Source organism: Tamlana crocina (genome assembly GCA_040429635.1).
In the GTDB taxonomy this organism is placed as follows: Bacteria; Bacteroidota; Bacteroidia; order Flavobacteriales; family Flavobacteriaceae; genus Flavisericum; species Flavisericum crocinum.
Window position 1 is genome coordinate 688,977 of the sequence record CP158972.1, and the last position, 25,080, is coordinate 714,056.

Here is a 25,080-nt window from a genome sequence, read left to right on the forward strand (position 1 = left end):
TAAAAAACAAATTGATGAAAAATAGAAATGATAATTTAAAACGTGTCATTGTAGATTTTAAAAAACTAACACCCGAAATTTTAGCATTATTGGTTGAAAAATATCCTGATGGCTACGATGACGACCACATTATATCGTTCAGAAACCAGCATAACGAAATCATTGAAGCTGTTGAAGTGACTACGGCCGATACCAAATATTTGGTAAAGGTAAGTACCAAATTGGCTATGACGATGGAAAATTACGACGAAGACGATTACGAAGATTATGATAACAACGATCCAGAAGCGGTACAGGAACCCGATATGATGGATGAAGACTCAGACGACGATAATTAATTAAAAACAAATAGAGTGCTATGAGAACCGCTGTTTTTAAGTCCTACAAAAACGGTTACTTTAAGTTTTGGTTTGAAAACGGTGAAGAGTTGGCCTTTGAAGAGGTGCACCCACGCGTTTTGAAACAATTCGATTTAAAAAACGATAAAAACTTAGTTGATAAAGAATTCAAAATAACATTTGTTGAAGACGAAGATGGCGACGATGTTATTTACAGAGTAGAAAGTTTAAAACCCCTTTAATTTATGTGTTATGCAAACGGCATTTCATTTGTCGCTGCCTTGTAGCAGCATTAGGGATACCAGTGGTTTTTATACTGGTATAGGAGCCACTTTGGGGCGAAAGGCTCAAAACTGGGTCGATGTTAATTTGTACGGCCACCAAATTACGTTCACTAAGGCCGGAAAGTTTAATTTTCAAAGTCCTAATTATGTTTTCGAAGGTAAAATTCTACCGTCATTCCATTTCGGAATTGTATTGGAAGAAGATGCCTGGAATACCGTGTACGAAAAACTAAAGGGACAAAACCTCGATTTAGTTACAGAGTCTACATTTTTAAAAGAAAAAGTGGGCGAGCACCGCTCCTTTTTTGTTGAAGATCCCAACGGCTATATGTTGGAGTTTAAATGCTTTAAAAAATCGCAGGATATTTTTAAGAATTAGTCTGTGTACACAACGGTTGCTTATCAAGTAGCCAGCACTATCAATATAAAAGAAAGTAAGGGCCATTTGCCATGGCCGTTGCTTTTTCAGGATAGTGATGAGCTGTATTACAAAGTGTCTGGAGATGCTTTTGTTTACTTATTTCAATATGGCATGGTTAGCTTTTTCAATTTAGACGATGCGGCCATAGCCTCCATTTTGCAAAAAATAGAACCTTTTTGCAACAATTATTTTTCACAAAAATTATCAGAATCGGCAGAGGTTATTGTAGAGCCTGGCAAGATGGAAGTACAGTTTGATAGTATTGTGCTCCCAAGTTTGGATGAAGAAATGATTCGTTTGGTGATGCTGAACACCTCGCAGTCTGTGGCATTAGATCGTTATTCTGAAATTACCGAGGAGTTGCTCAACGAAACCAAAGCGCACACCGCATACCTTGAAGATAAGGGAAAGTTGGATATTTCGGGCAATAAGTTGAAACGGTTTATTGGCAAAACACTCAACGTGAAAAATAAAATTTCAGAGAATCTGTATATTTTCGATTCACCGGAAAGTACTTGGGAAAATGAACAACTCAATAAACTTAATCAAGATTTAAAACGTTGTTTCGATTTAACCGATCGTTACCGTTTGATTCATGATCGTATTGAAATCATAAAAGAGAATTTGGAACTCTTTAAAGATATCATGTATCATAAGGAAAGTAGTCGTTTGGAGTGGATCATTATCATATTAATTGTTATAGAAGTGATTGATATGTTTGTGGCAAAACTTTTCAATTGGTTTTAAAAAGATAATCGAATTATATGTATATTTAATAGGTTGGTTTTTAGTGTGTTTTGGAGCTGAAAACCGTGTTTTAACTAAAATTATAAAAATCATGAAGACAAAAACAATATTGATTCTGGGCGGTCTGTTCGCCTTATTTTTTATGAATACAAGCTTTGTTGCGAATAACAATCTTAAAGCTTTATGTTCCAATGTGCTTGATCAGGAAGGGCTTGTGGTTTACGCTACTTACGACGGAAAAGAAGATTACGGTTATAACTTTGTCACCAAAGGAAAAGATGGCGAGGAACATACCTTAACATTTCAAGAAGTAGATGAAAATGTGTTAAAAACGTTTGATTTAACTTCTGAAAAATTGGTGGGCACCAAATTTAAAATCACCTTTAATAAAGTGGTAAAAGTGACTAAAGACGAGCACGGTAATGAGGACGAAGAAGAAATAAATACCATTACGCTTTTGGAGAAAGTTTAGAAATTAAAGCTTTCGGTTTATTTTTGAAATTTGGGGTTGAAAAAAAGTGTATGTTAGTCATTTCGAGCCTTTCGACTCCGCTCAAGATAAACTTATGTCGAGAAATCTCATCATATTGAATATTGTTAAGTTAGTTTTTTTTAAAGGTTCTGCTATTTATTCTATTTGTAAAAATTTAGGCTTCCACTTTGGAGGCCTTTTTTATAAAAACTTCCCCAATAAAAACAGCATAAACCACGGTGTATTCCAAAGCGATAATCCAAAGGTTCTCCGATTTGTTGGCGCTATTAATGTTAAGGTAAGCGAGATAGCTTACAACAATCATAAAAGTCCACGCCAAAGGAAATTTATAGTTCGTAAATACCGATAAAGCTAATAGCATGGCAAGGTACCAAGGATGCACCGTTGTCGCTGTAAAATAATAAAAGGACAAAGCAAACAACATGGCAGTGATCAGTTTTGCCATGGTTTTGTTCTTTCTAAAAAAAGATAAAGCCAAAACAAAAACCAACACGATTATAGCCGTAAATTTTCCAATAATGGCAATTTCATTGTAACCCCGAAAGGTATATCCGATCGCTCGGGCAATGTAATACAGGCTGGCGTTAAATTCAAAATTTTGAAACCACAATGCTACGGTTTGGCTGTAGTTGCTGATAAATTCTGAAGAAAAAAACGGGGTGAAAAGTAGCAACGTAACAGTAAAAATAATGGCGTAAAACATTAAAAGATTTTTTATGCCTTTAAGGTTTCTGAACGTGACCGAATGGTTGTTGAGCGTAATCGAAACAAACCACTGAAAAAACAAAGGCAAAAACAACAATGGAATGAGTTTGGTTGAGATAGACAGTGCCAATACTACGGCTGACCATTGCCACTTTCCGGAGTGGAGCAAATACAAACTCCAAATTAAAAAGAAAATCATCACCCCTTCAAAATGGAGGTTTCCGGTGAGCTCGATGATGATAAACGGATTCAAAACATACCAAAAAATATGATGGGCAGGCATATTCAATTTTTTCAGCAGTTTTTTTCCAAAGAAAAGCGTTCCGAAATCAGCTGCAATAATGATTAAACGCATAACAACTACCGAACCTAAAATATTCTTTTCGGAAAACAAAGCGGCAATGGCAAAGCATAGTTGGTTGATAGGAGGATAGTTACTAAAGTGACTGGCGTTGAGGGCGCCCATGCCTTTGTGAAGTTCTTGGGCTTGGGCGATAGGAAATTCGCCGGTGCTTATAAACGATTCGGGAGTAAATAAATAGGGGTTAATGCCTTCAAAAATCATTCTTCCGTCCCAAATAAATCGGTAAAAATCTTGTGAAAGGTTGGGAATGGCCAAAATAAAAATAGCTCGAAACCCAAATGCCAAATAGCTTAAAAAAGCAATTTGATTTTTGAAAATTTGGACCAGTTTGTAAAACAAGACGAACAAGCCCACATAAAGCGTTAAAAGTTTTATGTAGTCCGTTCTGGCTAAATCATAAGCAAAAGCCCAATAGAGAAACCCGCAGGATAAGGCCAGGAGTAAGGGGAGTTTGTACAGTTTAAAAAATATTGTGTTAGGCTGCATAATCCAAATATAGGGCTAATTTGAAATGTTGGATAAAGCTGTTTACTTTAACTGTTTTTACCCCTTCAGCGATACAGATAGACATTAAACCTTAGAAGCCAACGATTTAAAAAACACATACCCAAATCCAGCAAATAACATGAGGTGAAACGGGAAAAGCCCAAAATCGCCGCCCTGATTGCCTACAATAAAGGCACTGTACATCCCAAAACCAAAATATAGCATCAGTAAACCTTCAAAAATCAAGTGTACTGATAGGTTTTTCTTCAAGTATTTGTTGTTCTTCCAGTTGTCTTTGTATTTGCTGAGGTTGAATTTTGGAGTACGCACAAATTCTGATTTTTTTCCCAAATGGCCCTCAATAACCGCAATGGAATTGTGAAGCGAAAACCCCATAGCTATGGAAAAAAACGTAAAAAACATGCCTACGTATTTAACGAAGTTCTTCAGCCCGCTGCCATAAGTGTTTTTGTACATAAACCAAAAACAAACAAAAAAGATAATGGTACTAATCACGAAAAAGCTCATTACATAAAAATAGGCATGCAAGTGGGCGTACTCATTTTTTATGTATAGCATCGGAACGCTTAAAACACCAACAATAAGAACATTTAAAAACATGGTACTATTTAGTAGGTGTAACAAACCATGTACTTTAGTTTTTAATGAAATGTTGTGGTTTTTTATAATCCGACCCAGCATTTTTCTGAAATTTTCAGCTCCGCCTTTGTTCCATCTAAATTGCTGTGAGCGCGCCGCACTGATTACAACGGGAAGTTCGGCAGGTGTTTCAACATCTTCCAGATATTTGAACTTCCAGTTTTTTAACTGGGCGCGGTAGCTCAAGTCGAGGTCTTCGGTTAGGGTGTCGCCCTCCCAGTTTCCGGCGTCAATGATGCAGGTTTTGCGCCAAAGCCCGGCCGTACCGTTAAAATTAATAAAGTGCCCTTTGCTGTTTCGGCCTACCTGTTCTAAAGTAAAATGGGCATCGAGTGCAAACGCCTGAATTTTGGTAAGTAACGAGTAATTGCGGTTTATATGCCCCCAGCGGGTTTGTACCACGCCAATTTTTTTATCCTTAAAATAAGGCACGGTGCGTTTTAGCCAATCGGGCTTCGGCAAAAAATCAGAGTCGAAAATAGCTATAAATTCACCTTTGGCTATTTTTAATCCCTCCTTTAGGGCGCCTGCTTTAAAGCCTTTTCGATCGGTACGGGTAATGTGCTGAATGTTAAGTCCGGTAGCTTGTAGTTTTTCGACATGTTTTCTGGTGCTTTCAACCGTTTCATCGGTAGAATCGTCAAGCACTTGAATTTCCAGTTTGTTTTTCGGATAGTCTATTTTGGCCATGTTGTCCAGTAAACGCTCCATAACGTACATTTCGTTGTAAACGGGTAGCTGGATGGTAACGGAGGGAATTTCTTCAGGCTTAGATAAATCGAATTTAGGACAGTTTTCGGTTTTCTTCTTTGAAGAAAGGTAATTGAACAGCAAATTTAATTGCGCCAAAGCATACATGAAAATCAACAAAAGTGAAATACTGTATATGGTAATAATTACTGTTTCTAAAATCATGATTTAAAGCTGTATTTGAAAATCCAACCCAATATTTTTACGCCTGCAAATATAGCGCCTTTTATTGTGCCTGAAACTTTTGAGACCCCAATTCTGTTTCTGTAATTTACTGGTATTTCGGTATATGTCAATTTTTGTTTTAAGGCTTTTAATTGCATTTCTACGGTCCATCCGTAGGTTTTGTCTTCCATGTTCAAACGCAGCAGTTTTTCATATTTTATGGCTCTAAACGGTCCCAAATCAGTGAATTTAGATCTAAAAAATAGGGTCATAAGGGTGGTGGCTAGCCAATTTCCAAAAATTTGTGGTAAAGTCATGGATCCTGGTTCTCTCAGTCGTTTGATTCTGGCTCCAATTACAAAGTCAATATTATTATCAACTATCGGGGCAACTATTTTGGTAAGTTCTTCGGGATAATCACTATAATCACCATCAAGAAAAACAATAATATCGGGCTTTTCGGCTTTTGAAGCCACATATTGCAATCCTTTTAAGCAAGCATAGCCATAGCCTTTTTGGGGTTCGCTTAAAACAGTAGCGCCCGCTTTTTGGGCATTGGTTTCCGTATTGTCGGTAGAGTTATTGCTTACTACAATAACTTCATCCACTACACTGGGTATGTCGTTTATAACATGTGCAATGGAGCTTTCTTCGTTAAAAGCAGGAATAATAACCATTATCTTGGTCATGGCAATGGCTGGTTTGGTTTTTAAAGAGACAAAGGTAGTTTATTCTTTGGTTTTTATTTTGTTGTGAAGAAAAGTAATTTGAAGCGAGTTTAAGTGAACGATGAACAATAATACGAATTGATAAAACTATAAGGAAAACAAATTGTCGGTTTGTAAGCTTTAGAGTTTTTTTTGACTAATTTTGTGAAATAAAAATAAGTTGAAAACATTTAAAGTATAAATATCATGGCATTAGAGATAACAGATGCAACGTTCGAAGAAACAGTATTAAAGAGTGATAAACCCGTATTGGTAGATTTTTGGGCAGCTTGGTGCGGACCATGTAGAATGGTAGGTCCAATCATCGAACAGATTAGCGACGAATACGATGGTAAAGCCGTTGTAGGAAAGGTAGACGTTGACGCCAACCAAGAGTTTGCAGCTAAGTACGGTGTGCGTAACATTCCAACGGTTTTGGTATTTCAAAACGGAGAAGTTGTTGGAAGACAGGTAGGTGTAGCGCCTAAAAATGCTTACACAGACGCTATCGATTCGCTTTTGTAAAATGACTCTAGGCATCTAAATTTAAAAACCAACACCAATTTGGATTGTGTTTTTAATGCATAAAAAATTTGATGCTCAAAACATACGTGAAAAAGAAAACCAAAAAGGTTTGCCAATATGGCGAACCTTTTTTTATTTTAGAACAAAATAAAGAATATTATGAGCAAACCAATAAAAGTTCAAGACGCCATAGACAGTAAATTGCTGGAAGAACGAAAAGTGTTTTTGTGGGGTCAAGTAGATGATAAATCGGCCAAACACGTTATCGATAGACTACTTTATTTAGATGCCCTCGAAACGAAAGATATCCACCTATACATTAATAGTCCGGGCGGTTATGTGACTTCTGGCTTCGCCATGTACGATTGCATCAAATCATTAAAAAGCGATGTGTCAACAATATGTACGGGCTTAGCAGCTTCCATGGGGTCTATTTTACTTTCCGTGGGTGCCAAAGGAAAACGTTTCATTCAGCCCCATGCCCGAGTGATGATCCATCAGCCCAGTGGCGGAGCTCGAGGGCAGGCCAGTGATATTGAAATTACAGCACAGGAAATTTTGAAAACCAAAGAATTGAGTGCCAAAATATTGGCCGACAATTGCGGGCAGGATTTTGAAAAAGTAATGAAGGATTTTAATCGCGACCATTGGATGGGTGCCGATGAATCGGTAGCTTACGGTATTGTTGATGCAGTAATATAAGCAGCAAATCAATTTAACTTTAAGGGGCATGGTGCAAACTATGCCTTTTTGTATTTTTACAAAACCCTAAAGTTTTTGAATGAAAAAAATTGCAACATTAATTTCGGTGTTTTTCTTGTTGGTTTCGTGTGCAAAAGAAGAAACGAAATCATTGTTGAGTCCGGGCATTTCATTAGAGCTGGCCAATTACCGAAAGCAACAGGTTAGCGATGTGGTTTATACATTGTCTTTTGGTATTCCGGAAGAAAAGTCCGAGCCCATCGATGCCGAACTCGATTTAAGCTTAACCATAAACGATTTAAGGCATCCGTTGTATTTGGATTTTAATGCTGATAGTTCGCTTTTGAAAACGATTGCCGTTAACGGAAAAACCATTGATATAAACCACGAAGAAGAACATGTTATTGTAGCTTCAGAATATTTAAAAATTGGCAAAAACCAAATTAATATCCTTTTTGATGCCGGTGAACAATCCTTGAACCGAAACGACGATTACCTGTACACCCTTTTGGTGCCCGATCGTGCCAGTACCCTGTTTCCGTGTTTTGATCAGCCCAACATTAAGGCCTATTACTTACTAGATATTACAGCGCCAAAACATTGGAAGGTGCTTAGTGGCGCAGCATTGGAGGTCGAAGAGGAACTCGAAGATGCTATAAGGCACAGATTTAAAACTTCCGATTTGATGAGTACTTATTTGTTCTCGTTCGTTGCCGGTGAATTTGAAAAAACAAGTGAAATGTTAGACGGTTTCAACATGGAATTCCTTTACAGGGAAAATGGTACAGAAAAAATTGAAGCCAGTATGGAACCGATTTTTAAATTCCATAAGCAATCGCTTTCGTTTTTGGAAGATTACACACAGTATCCGTTTCCGTTCCAGAAATTGGATTTTGCGGCCATTCCGGGGTATCAATACGGAGGAATGGAGCATCCGGGTGCTATTCAGTACCGTGAGTCGTCGTTGTTTTTAGATAGGCATGCCACGCAAAACCAAAAACTGAACCGCTGTCATTTAATTGCCCACGAAACGGCACACATGTGGTTTGGCGATTTGGTGACGATGAAATGGTTTGACGATGTGTGGCTGAAGGAAGTATTTGCCAATTTTCTGGCCGATAAAATTTCAGAACCTGCATTTCCGGAGGTGAACCATAGCCTGAATTTTATGTGCGAACATTATTCCAGCGCGTATAGTGAGGACCGCACCAAAGGAACTACACCCATTAAGCAACCGCTCGATAATTTAAAAAATGCCGGTACGCTTTACGGTAATATTATTTATCACAAATCGCCCATAATGATGCGGCAATTGGAGGCTTTGGTGGGCGAAACAGGCTTTAGAAAAGGAATGCAGAATTACATAAAGCATTTTGCTAATGGTAATGCCGATTGGAATGATTTGGTCGCATTGTTGGACGCAGAAACCGAACTCGATTTAAAACAATGGAGTGAAGTATGGGTGTACCAGCCCGGGCGACCCATAATAACTGATAAAGTGGTGTATAAGGATGATAAAATTGAATCTTTCAGCATTGAGCAGCAAGCGGAGGATGGCAGCGATAATCTTTGGCCACAACGCTTTTCCATTGGCTTGGTGTATCCCGATTCCGTAAAGGTGGTTCCGGTGAGTCTAAATCAAAAAAGTCAAAACATAGCCAAACTTAAGGGCGTTAAAAAGCCGCAGGCCATTATTTATAATTATGATGCGTTTGGTTACGGCGTATTCCCGATAAAACATTTGGAAGCTTCGGCCATTCCCAATATTCAGGATGATGTCGCTAGGGGGTATAGTTATATCAATCTTTATGAAAATGTGTTGTTGGGCAAGTTAAAGCCAGAAATAGCTTTGGGAACCTTAGTGCAAGGTTTGTTGACCGAAAAGAACGAACTTGTTTTAAGTATGGTTTCGGGGTATGGTTCAGCCATTTTTTGGAAATACATCAACCCTGAAAAATGGGATGATTTAGCACAAATGATGGAACCGAAGTTGATAAAACGATTGATGGACAAAGCCCTTCCGTCAGGATTGAAAAAAACAATTTTCGGATTTTACAGGGGGGTGGCTTATTTGTCTTCTGGTCGCGATATGCTCTATAAAATCTGGGATAAATCTTTGAAAATTGAAAACTTAAACCTTAATGAAAACGATTATACCGGTTTGGCGGCAACTTTGGCCATTTATGGGCATCCGGAGGCTGAAACCATTTTGCACGAGGCTTTAAAGGATATTTCTAATTCGGATAGAAAAAAGCGGTTCGAATTTTTATTGCCATCTTTGTCTGATGACGAGCAGGTAAGGGATGATTTTATGCAATCTTTGGCACAGGCCGAAAATAGAGAAAAGGAGAGTTGGGTCATTTCGGCTTTGTATAATACGAATCATCCGTTACGGCAGGCTTCAGCTAAAAAGCATTTAAAGATGTGTTTGGGCTTAACGGAAGAGATTCAAAAAACGGGTGATATATTCTTTCCGAAGTCATGGCTCAATGCAACCATCGGGAATTATAACTCGAACTATGCATTTGAGGTGGTTGAAACGTTCTTAAAAGAAAACCCTAACTTTCCGACGGTTTTAAAAAACAAGTTGTTACAGGCTGCCGACGGCGTGTACAAAGGAAAAATTTTAAGAGGGCGATGGCATTAGATTTACAAAACGAACTGAATAAAACGGAAGGATTTAAAAACCTCGAACTGCTCGCCAAACAGGTGGTAGAGGGATTTATTTCGGGCATGCATAAAAGCCCGTTTCATGGTTTTTCGGCCGAATTTGCCGAACATAAAATTTATAATCAAGGTGAAAGCACCCGCCACATAGACTGGAAATTATTTGCCAAAACTGATAAACTTTACACGAAGCGTTATGACGATGAAACGAATTTGCGTTGTCACATTATTTTAGATAATAGTAGCTCGATGCACTATCCTAAAATGAATGCGTTTTCTGTTGATAGATTGAATAAAATTGGGTTTTCGGTATTGGCTTCAGCGGCATTGATGCAAATTTTAAAGAAGCAGCGTGATGCGGTGGGGTTGAGTATTTATAGTGATGATTACGATTATTATGCGCCTGAAAAGGGGAGTGAGCGGCATCATCAAATGTTGTTGAACCATCTGGGTGAAGCCGCAGTTGCTAAACCAGTTAGCAAGAAAACAGAAACGTTTAAATATTTGCACGAAATAGCCGAAAAGTTACATCGACGCTCGATGATTTTTTTATTTACTGATATGTTTCAAACGGGTGGTGACGAGGGTAAGCTTTTCGAGGCACTTCGGCATTTAAAATACAATAAGCATGAGGTGATTTTGTTTCATGTGTTTGATAAATCGAAAGAACTGGATTTTAATTTTGATAACAAGCCTAAACGGTTTGTGGATGTTGAAACTGGTGAGTATATTAATTTGTACGCCGATTCAATAAAGGAAAATTACAATAAGGCTGTTGCCGATTACTTTACTGCTTTGCGTCTAAAATGTGCACAGTATAAAATTAAGTACGTAGAGGCCGATATCAATAGGGGGTTTGATAATATTTTAACCACGTATTTGGTGGAGCGACAAAAGTTTGCTTGATTTTTATTGGTTTGTTTTACAGGGTGTTGTGGGGTTTTAGAGTCGATTGAATGCTTTTAAGAAAAAAAATATCAAAAAAAAGTAAAAAAAATATTTGAGATATTGAAAAAGCCATGTATATTTGCAACCGCAATAAAGCAACGGTCTGGTAGTTCAGTTGGTTAGAATGTCGCCCTGTCACGGCGAAGGTCGCGGGTTCGAGTCCCGTCCAGACCGCCAAATTGCTAAAAGCTCTAAGAAATTAGAGCTTTTTTTGGCAATGAAAAGTAGTTGTGTTGTTCCCAATGTAGTTTGGGAGTGTAGTAATGCCAAAGTTTATTTGGTGTTCCAATGGAAAGCTTTCCTTTTTTCTGAGAAGAAAATGGGGATGCTTTTTTGTTTTAGGGACAATTTATTGTTGTTTATGTAAGCCTTCTAAAAAAAGCTTTAGTTTTTTTTCAAGTAGTTATAAATATCTTCACTAAGCATTTTGGTGAATTCCGTAGCCCCTGTGCTGTTAAAATGTAGGCCGTCATAAGTTTTGAAATGACCAATAAAGTTGGAGTAGTTTAAAAACGGTGTGCTGTGTTGATTTGAAATACTGTCCATATCCCTTTCGAAGGTGGGCCAAAATTTGTTTTCCAGTTCATAGAACTCTTGGTCTTCGGGAATATGAACTATAAATGTGTCTCCTTTGCTTTTCAGGTAAGCGAGTATTTTGGTGAAACTATCAATGCGATACGACGAAACCTCCTGAAAACCTAATTGGTCCCTGAAAAGGCGTAAAATATTAGATTTCCAAAACTTTGTGTCTGATTCCCTTATCGTATCTTTTTTAGAGACAGGCATGATTTCCAGCCAGCCATTATCGTGTATTTCGTTAAACGTCCATTTCTCGTAAGGGTGCAGTGCGTTGTATAAGGGTTGTTCGTAGGTGTTTAGGACATAGTTGTAATTTGGATTAGCAGCCACTTGGCTTACTTTTCCTAAAATAGTTCTGTTTTTGTCCATTTTATAGATGTCTTCCGGATTCATCTTTTGTGGTGCGGCAAAGGCGCCTGGTGATACTGCTATAATAAAAAGTTGATTGTTTTGTTTTGGGTTCAGTTTCTTTTTTATGGCCTCGAAATATACCTCGCCAAAAGGAGAATTGTTTACGTTTAATGCGAAATTTATTATTGGGGTATCGTAATTAAGGTCTTTAAGTTTTTTTTCAATAATGGCGGGGTTAATGCCTTTACTTGCTTTAGAAATTCCGATGATTAATCCGCTTGCTTTTTGGGTAAACTTCTTATAGTAAATATCGACATAGCTCTCAGATAACTTATTTACCAAAAAAGCATAAACACATATTAGTGATAGGGTAAAGAGCGATAATTTAATTAAAAACCGTTTCATTCTTTAAAATTGAAAGTATATAAAAGTATTTTGCCTATTAATGGCAAAAAGTGTTACAATGAAAATGTATGCAATATAAAACAACCAACGTATATGTTTGGGCTTGCCAATAACTAGGTCGTAAATTTTAGCATTGCCTTTATAATAATGAATGGTTTGTACGATTATAATAAGTATGAAGCTTAATATTAGTTCAAAATAGTTGTGCAATATATTTATGTGTAGACTGTTTAGCTGAAACATGTGGTTAATGTAAGTCAATGCGTCTTTGAAACTAGGAGAACGGAAAAACACCAGAGATAACATGCTGTAGCATAAAATTGTAATCCATCCTAGAAAGTTAGTGGTTTTTTTACCCATTTTAAGGGTTTTAAATGTTTTCTTTCGAAACGATGTTGTTGAGTATTCCGTTACCATCAATACAGCGTTTAAGAACCCCCAAGCAACAAAGGTCCAACTGGCACCATGCCAAAGTCCAACAATGATAAACAGGATAAAAAGATTTCGTATGGTTTTAGCTTTGGTGCCTTTAGATGCTCCGAGTGGTTTGTAAAGATAATCTCGAAGCCATTGCATAAGGGATATATGCCAACGTCTCCAAAATTCAGAAATATTTACGGAGAATATAGGTCGATTAAAATTTTGCATCAGTTTAACACCTATGGTTTGGGCTGTGCCAATGGCTATAGATGTGTAAGCTGAGAAATCGAAATAAATTTGAAAAACAAAAAAAAAGGCTCCGAGAATTAAAGCAAGGCTATGTGGTGAATCTGGGTTGGCAAAGGCTTTATCAACATAAACGCCCAATCGATCGGCAACAACTACTTTTAAAAGTAAGCCCCAAGCTATTAAAATCAATCCTTTTTTAATATTTAACAAATTCACTTTTACGTTTTCTTTTAATTGTGGAATTAGCCTTGAGGCCCGTTCAATGGGGCCAGCTACCAATTGGGGGAAAAACGCAACATACAAAGCAAAGATGCCAAAATGTTTTTCAGGCTTTATATTGCCTCTGTAAATATCTATCGTGTAGCTAAGTGTTTGAAAGGTGTAAAAACTAATACCGACAGGAAGCATGATATTGCTGAAGGTGTAAGATCCTAAATTTTCCGAGGGAGTTATTTCTACCCCAAAAAAGGCGAGTAGCTCATAAACCGAATTGCTGAAAAAAGCAAGGTATTTAAATATGAACAACATGCCTATATTGATGACAAGGCTAATTGCTAAGCATATTTTTTTGAGTTTTTGGCTTGCGCCTACCATTTTTAACCCACATAAGTAATCCGTTACTGTTGATATCAATAGCAGAATAAGTAATTCTGGTTCGTGAAAAGAGTAGAAAAAGTAACTGCCGGCAAGAAGCCACATCCAACGGAATTTATGGTTTATAAGATAGAATCCTATAACGATAATGGGTAAAAATACAAGGAACTCAAATGAGTTAAACAGCATAGTAGGGCGCTTTTAGTTTGCTTCAGTCAATTTTAGGGCTGACTACCGTGTAAATATAGTGTACTTACATGCTATAAAAATATTTTTATCGATAAAAGGCGTAAGTTTTTGTGTTCAAATGTGTTCTTTGTCGATTAAATACTCTTTTTAACGACGATTTTTGCATTTGAAAGAATTGAAAGCCCTTTTGTTATTGATGTGAAATATGGCTTTTGGGGTAGTGTTTGTTTTTTCTAACTTCGCTTCAGCAACTCATCTAAAACAGTTTCAACGCCTTCTTCTGCATTGCTTTTGGTTTTAAATCGAGCTGTTTTTTTTACGTCGTCGTGGGCATTTTCCATCGCGTAACTAAAATAGGCCAAATCCATCATTTGTAAATCGTTATTATAGTCGCCAAAAACCATGGTTTCTTCCTTGGTAACGCCCAGTTCTTTTTGTAGAAGCGATAGTGCGTAGCTTTTATTGGCTTCGGCATGCGAAATATCTAGCCAGTTTTCACCAGACACGATAACTTGCAGGTCTTTTTTTAGGGCTTTGGCCGTGGGGAGAATGTGCGCTTCGGAAGATATGTGGTGGAATACTGCGATTTTTAAGAAATCGTCGTTTTCAACTTGGGTTAAGTCCTCAACAATAGTGTATTCTTTGTAATAATTATTGAATCGCGAAATAAATGTTTCGTCGGTAGTTTCAATGTAAGCCCGTTGCCTTCCGCATAAAACAGAGTAGGCACCTTCAATGTTTCTGAGTAGCGTAACGGCATTTTTAACGTTTTCACTGGTAAGTTGCAACAAGATTTGCTCTTGGTTGTTGTGCTTCATGATGCCTCCGTTTTCAGCAATAATCGAAATGTCGTCTTTTATGGGGTGCAGCTTGTCCAGAATACTTTGGTATTGGCGTCCGCTTGCAGCGGTAAAGTGAATGTTTTGTTGCTTTAGTGCTTTAAACTGATTGAAAAATCGGGGACTAACCTCGTTTTTTGGGTTTAGCAATGTGCCGTCCATATCTGAAACTACAAGTTTTACTTTCGAAAAATCCATAAATTAAATTAAAGGGCAAAAATAACATTATTGGGTTAAAATTCTGTTGGTTAAAGGTTAATATAATTTGGGGTGTGTCTTTTTGGAAGTTTTCGGGCTTGTGGAGAGCTGTAATAAATAGTGCGAAATGACTAAAACTAATTTTGTACATTGCAAATGCAAATTTATCAGGTGGCACATGGTTACTTTAAAACAGCTGGCAAAAGAATTGGGGGTTTCAATTTCAACGGTTTCCAAAGCACTTAATAATAGTGAGGAAATTGGGGAAGAAACTGTAAAGCGTGTTAAGCAACTCGCTGAACAATATAATTACACCCCAAACAAAGTGGCTTTGAGTTTAAAGCAGAGTAAAACCAAGACTATAGGGGTAATTATTCCGAATATACTCAACCGGTTTTTGGCCAAGGTGCTTTTTGGTATTGAGCGCGAGGCCAATAAGCATGGTTACAATATTATAACCTGTATATCCAACGAGTCGTTGGAAAAGGAAAAGGAAGCACTTAAGCTTTTGGCTAACGGTAGTGTGGATGGGTTTGTATTATCGGTTGCTGAAGAAACCCAAGTAAATAATGAAATAGCTCATTTTAAAAATACCATCAACCAAGGTTTGCCTATTGTGATGTTCGATAGGGTGGCGCATGATGTAATGTGCGATAAAGTGATAGTTGATGATTTTGATGCTACTTACAACGCTACCAAAAGCTTGTTGAATGAAAATAGAAAACGAATCGCTTTTGTTAGTTCTATAAATGATTTGAGTGTTGGGAAACTCAGGGAGCGTGGGTATAACAAGGCTATGCTTGAAAGCAGATGTGAGCCTTTGGTGTTGGCCGTTAAGAAGAAAGACGATCATCAAAAGAAAATAAAGGCATTTTTTAAAAAAAATAGAAATATTGATGGTGTTATTGCTGCCGAAAGTTCTTCTGGAATTATTGCGTTAAACACCGCAATTAATTTGGGGCTAAAAGTACCTAAGGATGTTTCTGTTATTGCTTTTGCCAGTAAATCTGATTCCTATCATACCCTTCCAAAATTGACTACTATCCGTCAGCATGCAAAAATTATTGGAGCCCATGCGGCACAAATGTTAATCCGTAGATTGCAAAATCCTTCCACTGTTGAAGATGTAAAAACCAAAATCGTTAAAACTTCCTTGGTGAAAAATAAGTCTACCTTGTAAGTAATTATTTCTAAAACCAAGCCTTTTTGCATTTTGTCGATTAAATACGCTGCATTTCGTCGAATATTTAGTGGTTCGTTAAAAAAAATAAAAGTTATTAAATTTTATTAACATACTTTAGCGGTGTAAAGCTGTGCGCCAAATTTTCCCTAAGTTCAGTAATTACAAGTTAATCCATTATAAGGCTTTTTTAGTCTAAAATCCCTCTTTAAATAAACCGTGTACACTATGTTTCGGTTATAAGTTAATTGTCCATTGTTCTTCATGGCAATCCTTTAGGGTTTGCGATTCATGTTGTGTTTTTTAAGTGCGATATAAAACTGTATTAACCTTAAAATCGAATTAATATGAAATCCCTAAAAATTACTTTATTAGTAGCAGCAATTTTTGCATCATTAGTGTCTTGCACTAAACAAGATTTAACAGAAGACGATGTATTGCAAAGTCCAGAAGTGGAAGCCCCAATTACAGGAGGCCAATTAGAAGACTAAAATAGAATACCAAAATGTTTAAAAAGCCCTTTGTGTAATGCATAAAGGGCTTTTTTTAGTGCCAAAAAACAAAAAATTATAAATACATTTGAAGAAATAGAAAACAATCTTTTAGGCATTGAAGTATCTCTTAATATATATAGCTTACTTTATTTCTGTTGGCTTTTCATTTTCACAAGAGAAGGATATTAAGAAGAAAGTAGATTCTTTAAGGCGAAACGTTTTAAATTCAAAAACGGTAGATACTTTAGATCTCGCCGCATCACACTATTATGTTGGTGAGTGGTATAGAAAAGCAACTACAAAAACAGATAGTGCAAACTACCATTATTACAAGGCAAGAAAGTTTTATAGTTTGCTTGGAGACAAGTTTGGGCATGCATCAACACTTTATGGAATAGCAAATATTCAAAGAAATGAAAAGGATTTTACATCGAGTGAAGTCAACTCTATTGAGGCTATTGCAATGCTGGAACAGTTGGATCAGACTTTTAACGTAAAAGAGTTAAAATCGTTTTTGTATAACAATCTAGGTATCGTTTTTAATGAGCTTGAACAATATGATGAATCGATAAAGTACCATAAAAATGCACTCGAAATAAAACAAAATTTAGAGGGTATTGATAAATTTAAAATTTATAACTCCCTAAACAACATTGGGTATGTATATAAAAATATTGGTAGGTATGAGCTAGCTCTTGAGCATTTTAATGACATTTTAAAAGACAAACAAATTAAGAATGAAAACCCAGAGTACTATGCCACAACACTTGCTAATTATGCACACACACTTTACTTGTCAAAACAAAATGAGCAATTGCCAGAATTATATTTTAAAGCACTGAAATTCGCTGAGGAGGAAGCCCCCAATGGATATGTATCAATCATTATAAATCAATACATAGCCGAATACTACAATGGCAGGGGGCAAAAGGCTTTAGCCAAAAAATATGCATATAGGGCTAAAAATATTTCAGAGCAATACCACAATGATGATTTGTTGAAATCGTTGTTGTTGCTCTCGGAAATTGAGGAAGGCGAGAATGCAACGAGTCATTTAAAAGCGTATATAAAACTAAGCGACAGTTTGAAGAAAAACGAAAGGGCTATTCGCAACAAGTCGGCACGAATCCGTTTTGAAACCGATCAAATTGAAAAAGAAAACATCCAAATAGCCAAAGAGCGTGCTTGGTTGTTGGTTATTTCAATAGTAATAATCATTGCCTCATTCCTTCTTTATGTAGTGGTTGCCCAAAGAAATAAAAATAAAGAGCTTCAGTTCATTCAAAAACAACAGGAAACCAACGAGGAAATCTACAATTTAATGTTGTCGCAAAATGAAAGTATCGAAGAGGCAAGAACATTGGAAAAAAAGCGGATTTCTGAAGAATTGCACGATGGGGTACTAGGGAGATTATTTGGGACACGATTAAGTTTAGACAGCTTAAATATGAACAACACTGTTGAGGCCATAAAAACAAGAGGGCAGTACATTAGCGAACTAAAAAATATTGAGGACGATATTAGAAAAGTATCGCACGAACTGAACACCGATTTCGTTTCGGGCTCTGGGTTTATTGATATCATAAAAACTTTGGTGGAAACCCAAACAGCTTTGTACGGACTAAACTATAATCTGGAACACGACGATGATATTAATTGGGATTCGGCGGGTAATAAGATGAAAATTCACATTTACAGGATAATCCAAGAAACGCTTCATAACATCTACAAACACGCCAATGCCACATATGTAAATATTAGTTTTAGACAAAAAAATGATGTAATTTGCCTGAGCATAATTGATGATGGCGACGGGTTTGACGTGAACAAAGCCAAATCAGGAATTGGCCTAAAAAACATCAATTCAAGGATAAAAGAAATTAATGGAACAATAAATATAACTTCTGAAAAAAATACAGGAACAACAGTAATAATAGAGGCACCCATACCCTAACGCCAAAATCATGACTGAAAAAATAAAAATATTAATGATTGATGACCACCCAATAATAATTGAGGGGTATCAAAACACCTTGCTTTTTACTAAAAAAGACAATCAAGAATTAGAAATAGACATTGCCAATAATTGCGATGAGGCCATTAAATTAATGAACCGCTCGGTGCAGAATGAACGCCCGTATAATGTCCTTTTTGTTGATATAAGTTTACCACCTTCGGCCGATGGCACAATGAATTCGGGTGAAGATTTGGCTGAGTACGCACGAAAAGCACTTCCCGATGCCAAAATCATCATTTTAACCATGTTTAATGAATCCTTCAGAATCCATAATATTATAAAAACGATTGATCCCGAAGGTTTTTTAATAAAAAGTGATTTAACTTCCAACGAGCTGGCCAGTGCTTTCCAAGCGGTACTCAATAATCCGCCGTTTTATAGCGGAACGGTAAACAGCCACATTCGTAAAACCATAACCAGCGATGTGGTTATAGACGACAAAAACAGAAAGATTTTGTACCTATTATCACAAGGTATAAAGACCAAAAATTTGGCTTCACATCTAGATATTTCGTTAAGCGCCATTGAAAAACGAAAAAAACAATTACGCGATATTTTTGAGGTGTACGATGGCCAAGATGAAACCCTGCTTAATGAAGCTCGAAAAAAAGGGTTTGTTTAGTTTTCTTACAAAATAATGCAGGTTTCTGGATTTTAACATATTTTTTTATGTTCTGAAAATTACCATTATACCTGTGTTCTGCGGAATATGCATATGTCAACTGCGGGAAACCCGCAGTTCAATAACATTTGTTATCACTATATTTGTGCTATCAACACTTCAAAAATTAATTAATCCCTCAATTTTTTTGTTGATAATAGCAATTTACAAAGCCCTGTGGAGGTGAGAGACCCACAGGGCTATTCTTTTTATATATCGAAAATAGAGTTTCTGTATTCCCAAATCAAACTAATGTAAAGACCCAGGTACACAATCGCAACCACAAATTTTATAAAGGTTGAAGCCAAAAAGCCAATAAACGAACCAAATGCTGCCCTAATGGCCGTTTTGGAGTCCGCTTTATTAAGTAGCTCGCCGATTAATGCACCAACAAAAGGGCCAATAATTATTCCACCGGGAATTGGGGCCAAAATACCAACTATTAGCCCAATGGTAGTGCCGATCATACCGTATCGAGTACCGCCAAAGCGTTTGGTGCCCACTGCCGGAATAATATAATCCAACACCCAAATAAATCCCGCTACCAAAAGCGTGATGATTATAAATGGTTTGTCCATGGGGATGGCTTTGGTAAAGTGGACCACCAAAAGCCCAAGCCAACTGGTAAGTGGCCCGGGCAGTACGGGCAAAAAACTCCCTAAGATGCCCAAAAGCATTATAAATGCTGAAATGATTATTAGAATAATGTCCATTAAATAAATTTATATTACTTGGTTTTTAGACGGAAAATAGCGCTGTTTGTTACAAATACTGCAGGTTGTAGGTTTTGTTTTAATTTAAAATTGTACTTTTCGGTTTCAGTTGTAAACTATGAAGTTTTTTATTGTTTCAATATTGGTTTTGATGCTCTCGTCGTGCGAGAATTTCAAAGTAAAAAAAACATCTTCCGAAGCTATTTTAAAAGAAGAACTGCAAACTTTCGATTGGAGTGATGTGGATGAATACCCCAGTTTTGAAAACTGCGAATCGTCCATTTCTAAAACCGAAAAAAAAGTGTGCTTCCAGCATACGCTAACTAACCACATTACCGATTTTTTGAAGAACGAAAGAATTGTGGTGAGCCAAGATATTTACGATACGGTACTGCTAAAAATGCAAGTGTCCAAACAAGGCGAACTCAAATTGATGGGCGCAAAAATGGATAGTTTGACCTTGCAGGAAATTCCAAAAATAGATAGTATTATTAAAAACAGCTTGGACTCGCTGCCTAAAATTTTTGCTGCTATAAAACGCGGACAGCAGGTGACTACCGAGTTCAGTTTGCCTTTAGTAATTAGTGTGGAATAAATTATTTTTTAAACGTCCGCCCTTTCCATTGGTAGCCAGAAACCAAGGAAGTCAATGCCACAAAAACACTAAAAAACGGATACACTAAAAACGCAAATACAAAGCTTTTAAGTGCTGATTTCTGATTGAAAAATATTGCCGATTTGTAAATTAAACCGAAATCAATACAAAATTTTGCTGCGAAAATATAAATCCAAAATTTAGGATTTAACGCGCCGAAAATGGAAAACCCCAAACCAAAAACTACTAAAGCGTTCATGAGCAAAACCACAAGTCCTGTAAGTTTTCCGAAACCGTTATTGTAGTTGCTGGTTTTTGCTGCCCAACGTTTTCGTTGTTCAAATAAATGGTTCCAGCTAGGTTGTGGCAAGGTTTCAACAATGGCCTGTTTACACTTTAAATAGTGAAGTTGTTTGGGGTGCGTTTTAGCTACTTTTTCCAAAAGGAAAATATCGTCGCCGCTGGCTATATTGCTATTTCCTTCAAAACCGTTGAGTTTTAAAAAAAGTTCTTTTTTGTAAGCCAGATTGGCTCCGTTGCACAAAAAGGGTTTTTTAAGCCCGAAACCACCAATTGTAGCGCCTTGCAAACTGAGTAAATCCAGTATTTGAAAGCGGTTTAAAAACGAGTTTTTTTCGGTATAGGTCACAGGGCCGGAAATACACAAAGCATCATTTTTTTGAATAAATTCATCAAAACTATTCAGCCAATATTCGGGCAAAATACAATCGGCATCGGTAGTGATTATCCAATCGTGTTTTGCCTGTTTTATGGCGGTTTCAATGGCGTCCTTTTTTGGAGAAGCCGTGCTTCTTTCGTTCTTAACGATCTTGAAATTGATATTACTTTTTGAAAGCGATTGTTTTATGATTTCGGCTGAATTGTCTTCTGAGGCATCATCAATAAAAAGAGTTTCAAATTGGTCTTTTGGGTAGTTCAGTCGTTCAATCGATGCCAACAAACCCGGCAGGTTTTCAGCTTCATTCCGAAAAGGAATCACGATTGAAAAATTAGTTTTTGATGCGAGATTTTCTAAATTAAATAAAGCAATACGCTCAAGCCCGAAAATGAAAGCGCCAATTAAAAGCAAATAAGCAATGGTTATAAAGGCGGAAACGATAATCATGCCGAAACCGTATTTCTTTTTGGTTGGAAAGTAAGCACAAAATAACAACCCAAAAGGCTAGGGAGCATAAAATTGAATACCCACATTATGGTTACAACGCTTAATACAATCACTTCATTTACGCCTGTCAATAAAAACAAAAATACAGCCACGCTGCCTTTTATAAGCACATCAAAAACAAAAATTGATGGGATTACAGAAGCCAATAAATACATGGATGAAATGATGGTCATGGCTTCAAAATAATTCAAATTGACACCGAAAAGTTGCAATAAAACGAAAAATTGAAATGAAAAAATGAAGTATCGAATCACCGATAATAAAGCGCAAAATCCGAGTTGATTTTTTGATATTTTAAACTTTTTTAAAGTTAGTTTCTTTCGGAAGAAAAATAGAAAACCAAGTAAAGCTATAACCAAAAAACTAAAAACTAGATAACCTTCAGATTTTAAAAAAAGCATTTTTGTTTGGTAGCTGCTAATGAAAAAGTAGAGTCCAATAACCCCAAAAAAAGTGGTTGCCATCATTTGAAGCATATTGCCCGTTAGGTTGGCCATCATCACTTGATTTCGCTTTCCAAAATGAAAATACAAAGCTTTCGCTCCGTATTCGCCTATGCGGTTTGGAGTAAAAAGTGAAGCCGTTAGCGATCCTAAAGTTTGTTCGGAAGCTTGTTTTATCTTAATTTTTTCAACCGAACTCGCCAAAACCTTCCACTTTAAAATTTCTAAAAGCCAGTTAAAACTGCTTAAAAAGGTCAATAAAATGATGGTTTTGGTAGAAAAAACGCCGTTTTTTACAATAAAATTCCAAAAATCAGAAAATTTTAATGCGCCACTGTTCGTTAGCTTGTCATAAATAAAGTAAAAGGCAGCCACCACAATGCTTAATTTAATGAGCACAAAAAAGAATTGTTTAGTTTTGTGTGGTAGCCTTTGCATCATAGAGGTTACAAATTAAACCATTATTATGTTATGATTTCAAATTTTAATTTGAAACCCCAAGTTTTGCTTCCCGCGTTGGCGTTGTTTTGTGCTGTTTTCGGATGGGCGCAAAGCGATACCAGCACCGTAAAGGCGCAGTTTGCGTTGGGAGTTAATAGTCCGTCACAAGCAGGATTTGTGAGTAATATTGAATCTAAATCCATTAACTTTCCAAGCATCAATTTGGGACTGCAGTATATGTTCAAACCGAAGTTTGGAGCCAAACTCGATTTTGGTTACAACCGTTTTTCCAATGGGGAGAATACGCCCGAATTTAAAGTAAATTATTCACGAATTAATGCCCAATTGGTTTTCGACGCTTCCGAAATGTTGAGTTTTTCAAAGCGCATGGGCTTATTTTTACATGCCGGCCCGGGCTATTCTATGGTGAAGCCTTTGGGCAATTACGGCGAAAACAAAACTTCGTTTTTAAACGCTTTGGGCGGGTTGGAGTTGCATTATGGTATTTCGGATGTACTCTCGGTGTATTTGGACGGTTCGTATATTTTTGGATTTGCTGATGATTTCAATCCCGTTTCCAGCGGTTTTGGCTCTTTTAACGGCAACGTATTAACCATAACCTTTGGCGCATCGATTTCGTTGAGCGGTTGTTATTATTGTGGAGGCCGATGAAAGAACGTATTATTTTAGGAATTGACCCCGGGACGACTATTATGGGCTTCGGACTCATAAAAGTGGTAGGTAAAACCATGCAGTTTATGCAACTCAACGAACTCGATTTAAAAAAATACGACGATCATTATTTAAAACTGAAACTCATTTTTGAACGCACCATTGAATTAATCGATACCCACAACCCCGATGAAATAGCCATTGAAGCGCCATTCTATGGGAAAAATGTGCAAAGTATGTTGAAGTTGGGTAGGGCGCAGGGTGTGGCGATGGCGGCAGGTTTAAGTCGTGAAATACCCATAACTGAATATCTGCCGAAAAAAATAAAAATGGCGATAACCGGCAACGGAAATGCGAGCAAAGAGCAAGTCGCAAAAATGCTGCAAGGCTTGTTGGGGTTAAAAACACTACCTAAAAACCTCGATGCTACCGATGGTTTAGCCGCTGCCGTTTGCCATTTTTATAATTCAGGCCGGGTTGAGGTGGGTAAAAGTTATTCGGGGTGGGCCGCTTTTGTAAAACAGAATGAAGACAGGGTTAAAAAATGAATTTTATAGAAACTCTTTTGTGGCTGGAAACCTATAAAGGAAAAAAAAGCTTTACGCTAATTGAATTGAATTCAGGAGAAAAGTTTGAAGTAGAGCAAAAAGAAAATGTTGATTGTTTTGTTTTTCCAATTCACGTCACATCACCTTTATATAAAAAAATATATTCTGAAGAATCTAGATTTGCTATATCTAGCGAAAAAATAATAATCAAAGTTAAAAATTACACTATTGATTGGAGTAGCGACTTTTTGGTTAGAGATTTGAGAGTATACATGTTTGAAAGTGACAATTTTGATAGAAATAAAAATTGCTTTTATAGATTACTGTGCCCAATAAAAAGCTCATTTTATGTCATCAATTTAAATCATGCGCATACGGATGAGTTCAATCTGAATCTGAAAAAGGCAAATATTCACATCTATTCTACTGACTCCGATAATGAAAGGTATTTAGTTGTTGAGTCGAAAAGTGAATTGAATTATACGGAGTTCATTCATTATGCAAATTCAATATTATTTACGTTGGGCTTTTTGAGTGGAAACTTGATAAAAGGAGAGGAGTTGATTTTTCAAAGTGAGGATGCAAGCTGGAATTTGTGTGATGGGTTTTTTAGGCGAAAATTAAAGAAAGTTTCTAAATGCTATCAACCTATAACAAGTACCCCAACGCAATACTCAAATTTTATCACGAACAAAGATTACGATTTTGAAAGTAAGGCTTCGTATTTAGAACCTGAAAAAATTGGAGATTTAATTGATTTATTAGCTGCTAATGGGAACTATTTTGTTGCTATTAAACTTTTATTAGAAATTGGTGATATTTCTTTTGTTAATAGACCTTCAACACTTTATGTTGTTCTTGAGATTATTGTAGATGAAATAGTGAAAAATGGATCAAAGCCTTTTGTTGAGAAAGTTTTAATTAAACAGAAGAGTTTAGATTTACTTAGTAAATACAAGTCTAAAATAGAGGATAGGGATTACAAAGAGTTGCAAAACGCAATAAATGAAATTGATAAAAAGCTTGCTCAGAACAACAAGAAATACGAGGAGGCATTCAAGGTTTTTGATTTAGAGTTAAATCTTGAAGATAAAAGATGTCTCAATAAAAGAAATCAATTTTTTCATGGACGAGTAGTTCCGAGAAATATTTTAATCAAAAATGAGGATAATTATGTTGAACTAGAGTTAGAATATTATTCTTTAACACAGAGATTGTTTACTCTTATATCAAAACTAATTCTAAAAAAAGTAAAATTTAATGGTTATGTGATAAATCACTCGAAGATGAGAGAGAATCAAAGCAATCGTGTTTTTGATGAAGAATATTTTGTTAAAATTTAAT

The 25,080-nt window shown here is 36.6% G+C and carries 26 protein-coding genes and 1 tRNA gene; 18 read left to right on the top strand and 9 right to left on the bottom strand.

Annotated features, from left to right (window positions below):
* The first annotated feature begins 14 nt into the window (after positions 1 to 14).
* The 5 genes from ABI125_03065 to ABI125_03085 all read left to right on the top strand — a co-directional run bounded on the left by ABI125_03065 (position 15) and on the right by ABI125_03085 (position 2,262).
* On the top strand, positions 15 to 338 hold the full coding sequence (locus tag ABI125_03065; protein XCF06850.1) for a hypothetical protein: 324 nt from the start codon (positions 15 to 17) through the stop codon (positions 336 to 338).
* A gap of 20 nt (positions 339 to 358) precedes the next feature.
* Positions 359 to 580, top strand: a complete 222-nt coding sequence (locus tag ABI125_03070; GenBank protein ID XCF06851.1) for a hypothetical protein — start codon at positions 359 to 361, stop codon at positions 578 to 580.
* A gap of 10 nt (positions 581 to 590) precedes the next feature.
* Positions 591 to 1,001, top strand: coding sequence for a bleomycin resistance protein (locus ABI125_03075; protein ID XCF06852.1), 411 nt, complete (start codon positions 591 to 593; stop codon positions 999 to 1,001).
* A gap of 3 nt (positions 1,002 to 1,004) precedes the next feature.
* Positions 1,005 to 1,790: an RMD1 family protein gene (locus ABI125_03080; protein XCF06853.1), complete on the top strand. Its 786-nt coding sequence runs from the start codon at positions 1,005 to 1,007 to the stop codon at positions 1,788 to 1,790.
* 91 nt (positions 1,791 to 1,881) lie between these two features.
* Complete coding sequence (locus tag ABI125_03085; protein XCF06854.1) at positions 1,882 to 2,262, top strand: hypothetical protein; 381 nt, start codon at positions 1,882 to 1,884, stop codon at positions 2,260 to 2,262.
* Positions 2,263 to 2,437: 175 nt separating this feature from the next.
* Here the strand turns inward: ABI125_03085 and ABI125_03090 are convergent, their stop codons facing one another.
* The 3 genes from ABI125_03090 to ABI125_03100 form a co-directional block, all read right to left on the bottom strand.
* Positions 2,438 to 3,838, bottom strand: a complete 1,401-nt coding sequence (locus tag ABI125_03090; GenBank protein XCF06855.1) for a mannosyltransferase — start codon at positions 3,836 to 3,838, stop codon at positions 2,438 to 2,440.
* Positions 3,839 to 3,922: 84 nt separating this feature from the next.
* Positions 3,923 to 5,413 carry a cellulose synthase family protein gene (locus tag ABI125_03095; protein ID XCF06856.1) on the bottom strand — a complete coding sequence of 497 codons (1,491 nt, stop codon included), beginning with the start codon at positions 5,411 to 5,413 and terminating at the stop codon, positions 3,923 to 3,925.
* Positions 5,410 to 6,102, bottom strand: coding sequence for a glycosyltransferase family 2 protein (locus ABI125_03100; protein ID XCF06857.1), 693 nt, complete (start codon positions 6,100 to 6,102; stop codon positions 5,410 to 5,412). The genes ABI125_03095 and ABI125_03100 overlap by 4 nt, the downstream gene beginning before the upstream one ends.
* 225 nt (positions 6,103 to 6,327) lie before the next feature.
* Between ABI125_03100 and trxA the strand changes: the two genes are divergently transcribed.
* The 5 genes from trxA to ABI125_03125 all read left to right on the top strand — a co-directional run bounded on the left by trxA (position 6,328) and on the right by ABI125_03125 (position 11,139).
* Entirely contained in the window at positions 6,328 to 6,645 is a 318-nt protein-coding gene (gene trxA / locus ABI125_03105; GenBank protein XCF06858.1) for a thioredoxin, read from the top strand.
* A gap of 159 nt (positions 6,646 to 6,804) precedes the next feature.
* Complete coding sequence (locus ABI125_03110) at positions 6,805 to 7,347, top strand: ATP-dependent Clp protease proteolytic subunit (GenBank protein ID XCF06859.1); 543 nt, start codon at positions 6,805 to 6,807, stop codon at positions 7,345 to 7,347.
* A 79-nt stretch (positions 7,348 to 7,426) separates the two neighbouring features.
* Positions 7,427 to 9,994: a M1 family aminopeptidase gene (locus ABI125_03115; protein ID XCF06860.1), complete on the top strand. Its 2,568-nt coding sequence runs from the start codon at positions 7,427 to 7,429 to the stop codon at positions 9,992 to 9,994.
* Positions 9,985 to 10,920, top strand: coding sequence for a DUF58 domain-containing protein (locus ABI125_03120; protein XCF06861.1), 936 nt, complete (start codon positions 9,985 to 9,987; stop codon positions 10,918 to 10,920). Before ABI125_03115 ends, ABI125_03120 begins: the two co-directional genes overlap by 10 nt.
* Before the next feature lie 142 nt (positions 10,921 to 11,062).
* Positions 11,063 to 11,139 (top strand) — tRNA-Asp (locus ABI125_03125).
* Between the two features lie 207 nt (positions 11,140 to 11,346).
* On the opposite strand, the gene ABI125_03130 is transcribed toward ABI125_03125, so the two are convergent.
* The 3 genes from ABI125_03130 to ABI125_03140 all read right to left on the bottom strand — a co-directional run bounded on the left by ABI125_03130 (position 11,347) and on the right by ABI125_03140 (position 14,786).
* Positions 11,347 to 12,297, bottom strand: a complete 951-nt coding sequence (locus tag ABI125_03130; GenBank protein XCF06862.1) for a hypothetical protein — start codon at positions 12,295 to 12,297, stop codon at positions 11,347 to 11,349.
* 3 nt (positions 12,298 to 12,300) lie between these two features.
* Positions 12,301 to 13,749: an MBOAT family O-acyltransferase gene (locus tag ABI125_03135; GenBank protein ID XCF06863.1), complete on the bottom strand. Its 1,449-nt coding sequence runs from the start codon at positions 13,747 to 13,749 to the stop codon at positions 12,301 to 12,303.
* Positions 13,750 to 13,982: 233 nt separating this feature from the next.
* Positions 13,983 to 14,786, bottom strand: coding sequence for an HAD family hydrolase (locus ABI125_03140; protein XCF06864.1), 804 nt, complete (start codon positions 14,784 to 14,786; stop codon positions 13,983 to 13,985).
* A 178-nt stretch (positions 14,787 to 14,964) separates the two neighbouring features.
* On the opposite strand from ABI125_03140, the gene ABI125_03145 reads away from it, so the two are divergent.
* The 4 genes from ABI125_03145 (at position 14,965) to ABI125_03160 (ending at position 19,099) form a co-directional block, all read left to right on the top strand.
* Complete coding sequence (locus ABI125_03145; GenBank protein ID XCF06865.1) at positions 14,965 to 15,966, top strand: LacI family DNA-binding transcriptional regulator; 1,002 nt, start codon at positions 14,965 to 14,967, stop codon at positions 15,964 to 15,966.
* Positions 15,967 to 16,313: 347 nt separating this feature from the next.
* The gene (locus ABI125_03150) at positions 16,314 to 16,457 is read left to right on the top strand and encodes a hypothetical protein (protein ID XCF06866.1); all 144 of its coding nucleotides are present in this window, start codon (positions 16,314 to 16,316) and stop codon (positions 16,455 to 16,457) included.
* A gap of 118 nt (positions 16,458 to 16,575) precedes the next feature.
* Positions 16,576 to 18,414, top strand: a complete 1,839-nt coding sequence (locus ABI125_03155) for a sensor histidine kinase (GenBank protein ID XCF06867.1) — start codon at positions 16,576 to 16,578, stop codon at positions 18,412 to 18,414.
* Positions 18,415 to 18,424: 10 nt separating this feature from the next.
* Complete coding sequence (locus tag ABI125_03160) at positions 18,425 to 19,099, top strand: response regulator (GenBank protein ID XCF06868.1); 675 nt, start codon at positions 18,425 to 18,427, stop codon at positions 19,097 to 19,099.
* Between the two features lie 248 nt (positions 19,100 to 19,347).
* Here the strand turns inward: ABI125_03160 and ABI125_03165 are convergent, their stop codons facing one another.
* Entirely contained in the window at positions 19,348 to 19,851 is a 504-nt protein-coding gene (locus ABI125_03165) for a DUF456 domain-containing protein (protein ID XCF06869.1), read from the bottom strand.
* Positions 19,852 to 19,969: 118 nt separating this feature from the next.
* Between ABI125_03165 and ABI125_03170 the strand changes: the two genes are divergently transcribed.
* Complete coding sequence (locus ABI125_03170; GenBank protein XCF06870.1) at positions 19,970 to 20,446, top strand: hypothetical protein; 477 nt, start codon at positions 19,970 to 19,972, stop codon at positions 20,444 to 20,446.
* 1 nt (position 20,447) lies between these two features.
* Here ABI125_03170 and ABI125_03175 read toward each other — a convergent pair whose 3' ends face one another.
* Together ABI125_03175 and ABI125_03180 are read right to left on the bottom strand one after the other, a co-directional pair.
* The gene (locus tag ABI125_03175) at positions 20,448 to 21,572 is read right to left on the bottom strand and encodes a glycosyltransferase (protein XCF06871.1); all 1,125 of its coding nucleotides are present in this window, start codon (positions 21,570 to 21,572) and stop codon (positions 20,448 to 20,450) included.
* On the bottom strand, positions 21,569 to 22,474 hold the full coding sequence (locus ABI125_03180; protein ID XCF06872.1) for a hypothetical protein: 906 nt from the start codon (positions 22,472 to 22,474) through the stop codon (positions 21,569 to 21,571). Before ABI125_03180 ends, ABI125_03175 begins: the two co-directional genes overlap by 4 nt.
* Positions 22,475 to 22,546: 72 nt before the next feature.
* Between ABI125_03180 and ABI125_03185 the strand changes: the two genes are divergently transcribed.
* Genes ABI125_03185 through ABI125_03195 form a run of 3 tightly spaced genes read left to right on the top strand, consistent with a single transcriptional unit; the run spans position 22,547 to position 25,079 of the window.
* Complete coding sequence (locus ABI125_03185; GenBank protein XCF06873.1) at positions 22,547 to 23,188, top strand: cell envelope biogenesis protein OmpA; 642 nt, start codon at positions 22,547 to 22,549, stop codon at positions 23,186 to 23,188.
* Positions 23,185 to 23,736 carry a crossover junction endodeoxyribonuclease RuvC gene (ruvC, locus tag ABI125_03190; GenBank protein XCF06874.1) on the top strand — a complete coding sequence of 184 codons (552 nt, stop codon included), beginning with the start codon at positions 23,185 to 23,187 and terminating at the stop codon, positions 23,734 to 23,736. The genes ABI125_03185 and ruvC overlap by 4 nt, the downstream gene beginning before the upstream one ends.
* On the top strand, positions 23,733 to 25,079 hold the full coding sequence (locus tag ABI125_03195) for a hypothetical protein (protein XCF06875.1): 1,347 nt from the start codon (positions 23,733 to 23,735) through the stop codon (positions 25,077 to 25,079). The genes ruvC and ABI125_03195 overlap by 4 nt, the downstream gene beginning before the upstream one ends.
* Position 25,080: the final 1 nt, after the last annotated feature.

What these genes read in the sequence shown, in the direction of transcription:
- trxA (XCF06858.1), top strand. Translation starts at nt 6,328, where the DNA reads ATGGCATTAGAGATAACAGATGCAACGTTCGAAGAAACAGTATTAAAG.
- ABI125_03140 (XCF06864.1), bottom strand. Translation starts at nt 14,786, where the DNA reads ATGGATTTTTCGAAAGTAAAACTTGTAGTTTCAGATATGGACGGCACA.
- ABI125_03100 (XCF06857.1), bottom strand. Translation starts at nt 6,102, where the DNA reads ATGACCAAGATAATGGTTATTATTCCTGCTTTTAACGAAGAAAGCTCC.
- ABI125_03165 (XCF06869.1), bottom strand. Translation starts at nt 19,851, where the DNA reads ATGGACATTATTCTAATAATCATTTCAGCATTTATAATGCTTTTGGGC.
- ABI125_03070 (XCF06851.1), top strand. Translation starts at nt 359, where the DNA reads ATGAGAACCGCTGTTTTTAAGTCCTACAAAAACGGTTACTTTAAGTTT.
- ABI125_03135 (XCF06863.1), bottom strand. Translation starts at nt 13,749, where the DNA reads ATGCTGTTTAACTCATTTGAGTTCCTTGTATTTTTACCCATTATCGTT.
- ABI125_03110 (XCF06859.1), top strand. Translation starts at nt 6,805, where the DNA reads ATGAGCAAACCAATAAAAGTTCAAGACGCCATAGACAGTAAATTGCTG.
- ABI125_03145 (XCF06865.1), top strand. Translation starts at nt 14,965, where the DNA reads ATGGTTACTTTAAAACAGCTGGCAAAAGAATTGGGGGTTTCAATTTCA.
- ABI125_03120 (XCF06861.1), top strand. Translation starts at nt 9,985, where the DNA reads ATGGCATTAGATTTACAAAACGAACTGAATAAAACGGAAGGATTTAAA.
- ABI125_03150 (XCF06866.1), top strand. Translation starts at nt 16,314, where the DNA reads ATGAAATCCCTAAAAATTACTTTATTAGTAGCAGCAATTTTTGCATCA.
- ABI125_03075 (XCF06852.1), top strand. Translation starts at nt 591, where the DNA reads ATGCAAACGGCATTTCATTTGTCGCTGCCTTGTAGCAGCATTAGGGAT.
- ABI125_03160 (XCF06868.1), top strand. Translation starts at nt 18,425, where the DNA reads ATGACTGAAAAAATAAAAATATTAATGATTGATGACCACCCAATAATA.
- ABI125_03090 (XCF06855.1), bottom strand. Translation starts at nt 3,838, where the DNA reads ATGCAGCCTAACACAATATTTTTTAAACTGTACAAACTCCCCTTACTC.
- ABI125_03130 (XCF06862.1), bottom strand. Translation starts at nt 12,297, where the DNA reads ATGAAACGGTTTTTAATTAAATTATCGCTCTTTACCCTATCACTAATA.
- ruvC (XCF06874.1), top strand. Translation starts at nt 23,185, where the DNA reads ATGAAAGAACGTATTATTTTAGGAATTGACCCCGGGACGACTATTATG.
- ABI125_03085 (XCF06854.1), top strand. Translation starts at nt 1,882, where the DNA reads ATGAAGACAAAAACAATATTGATTCTGGGCGGTCTGTTCGCCTTATTT.
- ABI125_03065 (XCF06850.1), top strand. Translation starts at nt 15, where the DNA reads ATGAAAAATAGAAATGATAATTTAAAACGTGTCATTGTAGATTTTAAA.
- ABI125_03095 (XCF06856.1), bottom strand. Translation starts at nt 5,413, where the DNA reads ATGATTTTAGAAACAGTAATTATTACCATATACAGTATTTCACTTTTG.
- ABI125_03170 (XCF06870.1), top strand. Translation starts at nt 19,970, where the DNA reads ATGAAGTTTTTTATTGTTTCAATATTGGTTTTGATGCTCTCGTCGTGC.
- ABI125_03195 (XCF06875.1), top strand. Translation starts at nt 23,733, where the DNA reads ATGAATTTTATAGAAACTCTTTTGTGGCTGGAAACCTATAAAGGAAAA.
- ABI125_03115 (XCF06860.1), top strand. Translation starts at nt 7,427, where the DNA reads ATGAAAAAAATTGCAACATTAATTTCGGTGTTTTTCTTGTTGGTTTCG.
- ABI125_03175 (XCF06871.1), bottom strand. Translation starts at nt 21,572, where the DNA reads ATGATTATCGTTTCCGCCTTTATAACCATTGCTTATTTGCTTTTAATT.
- ABI125_03185 (XCF06873.1), top strand. Translation starts at nt 22,547, where the DNA reads ATGATTTCAAATTTTAATTTGAAACCCCAAGTTTTGCTTCCCGCGTTG.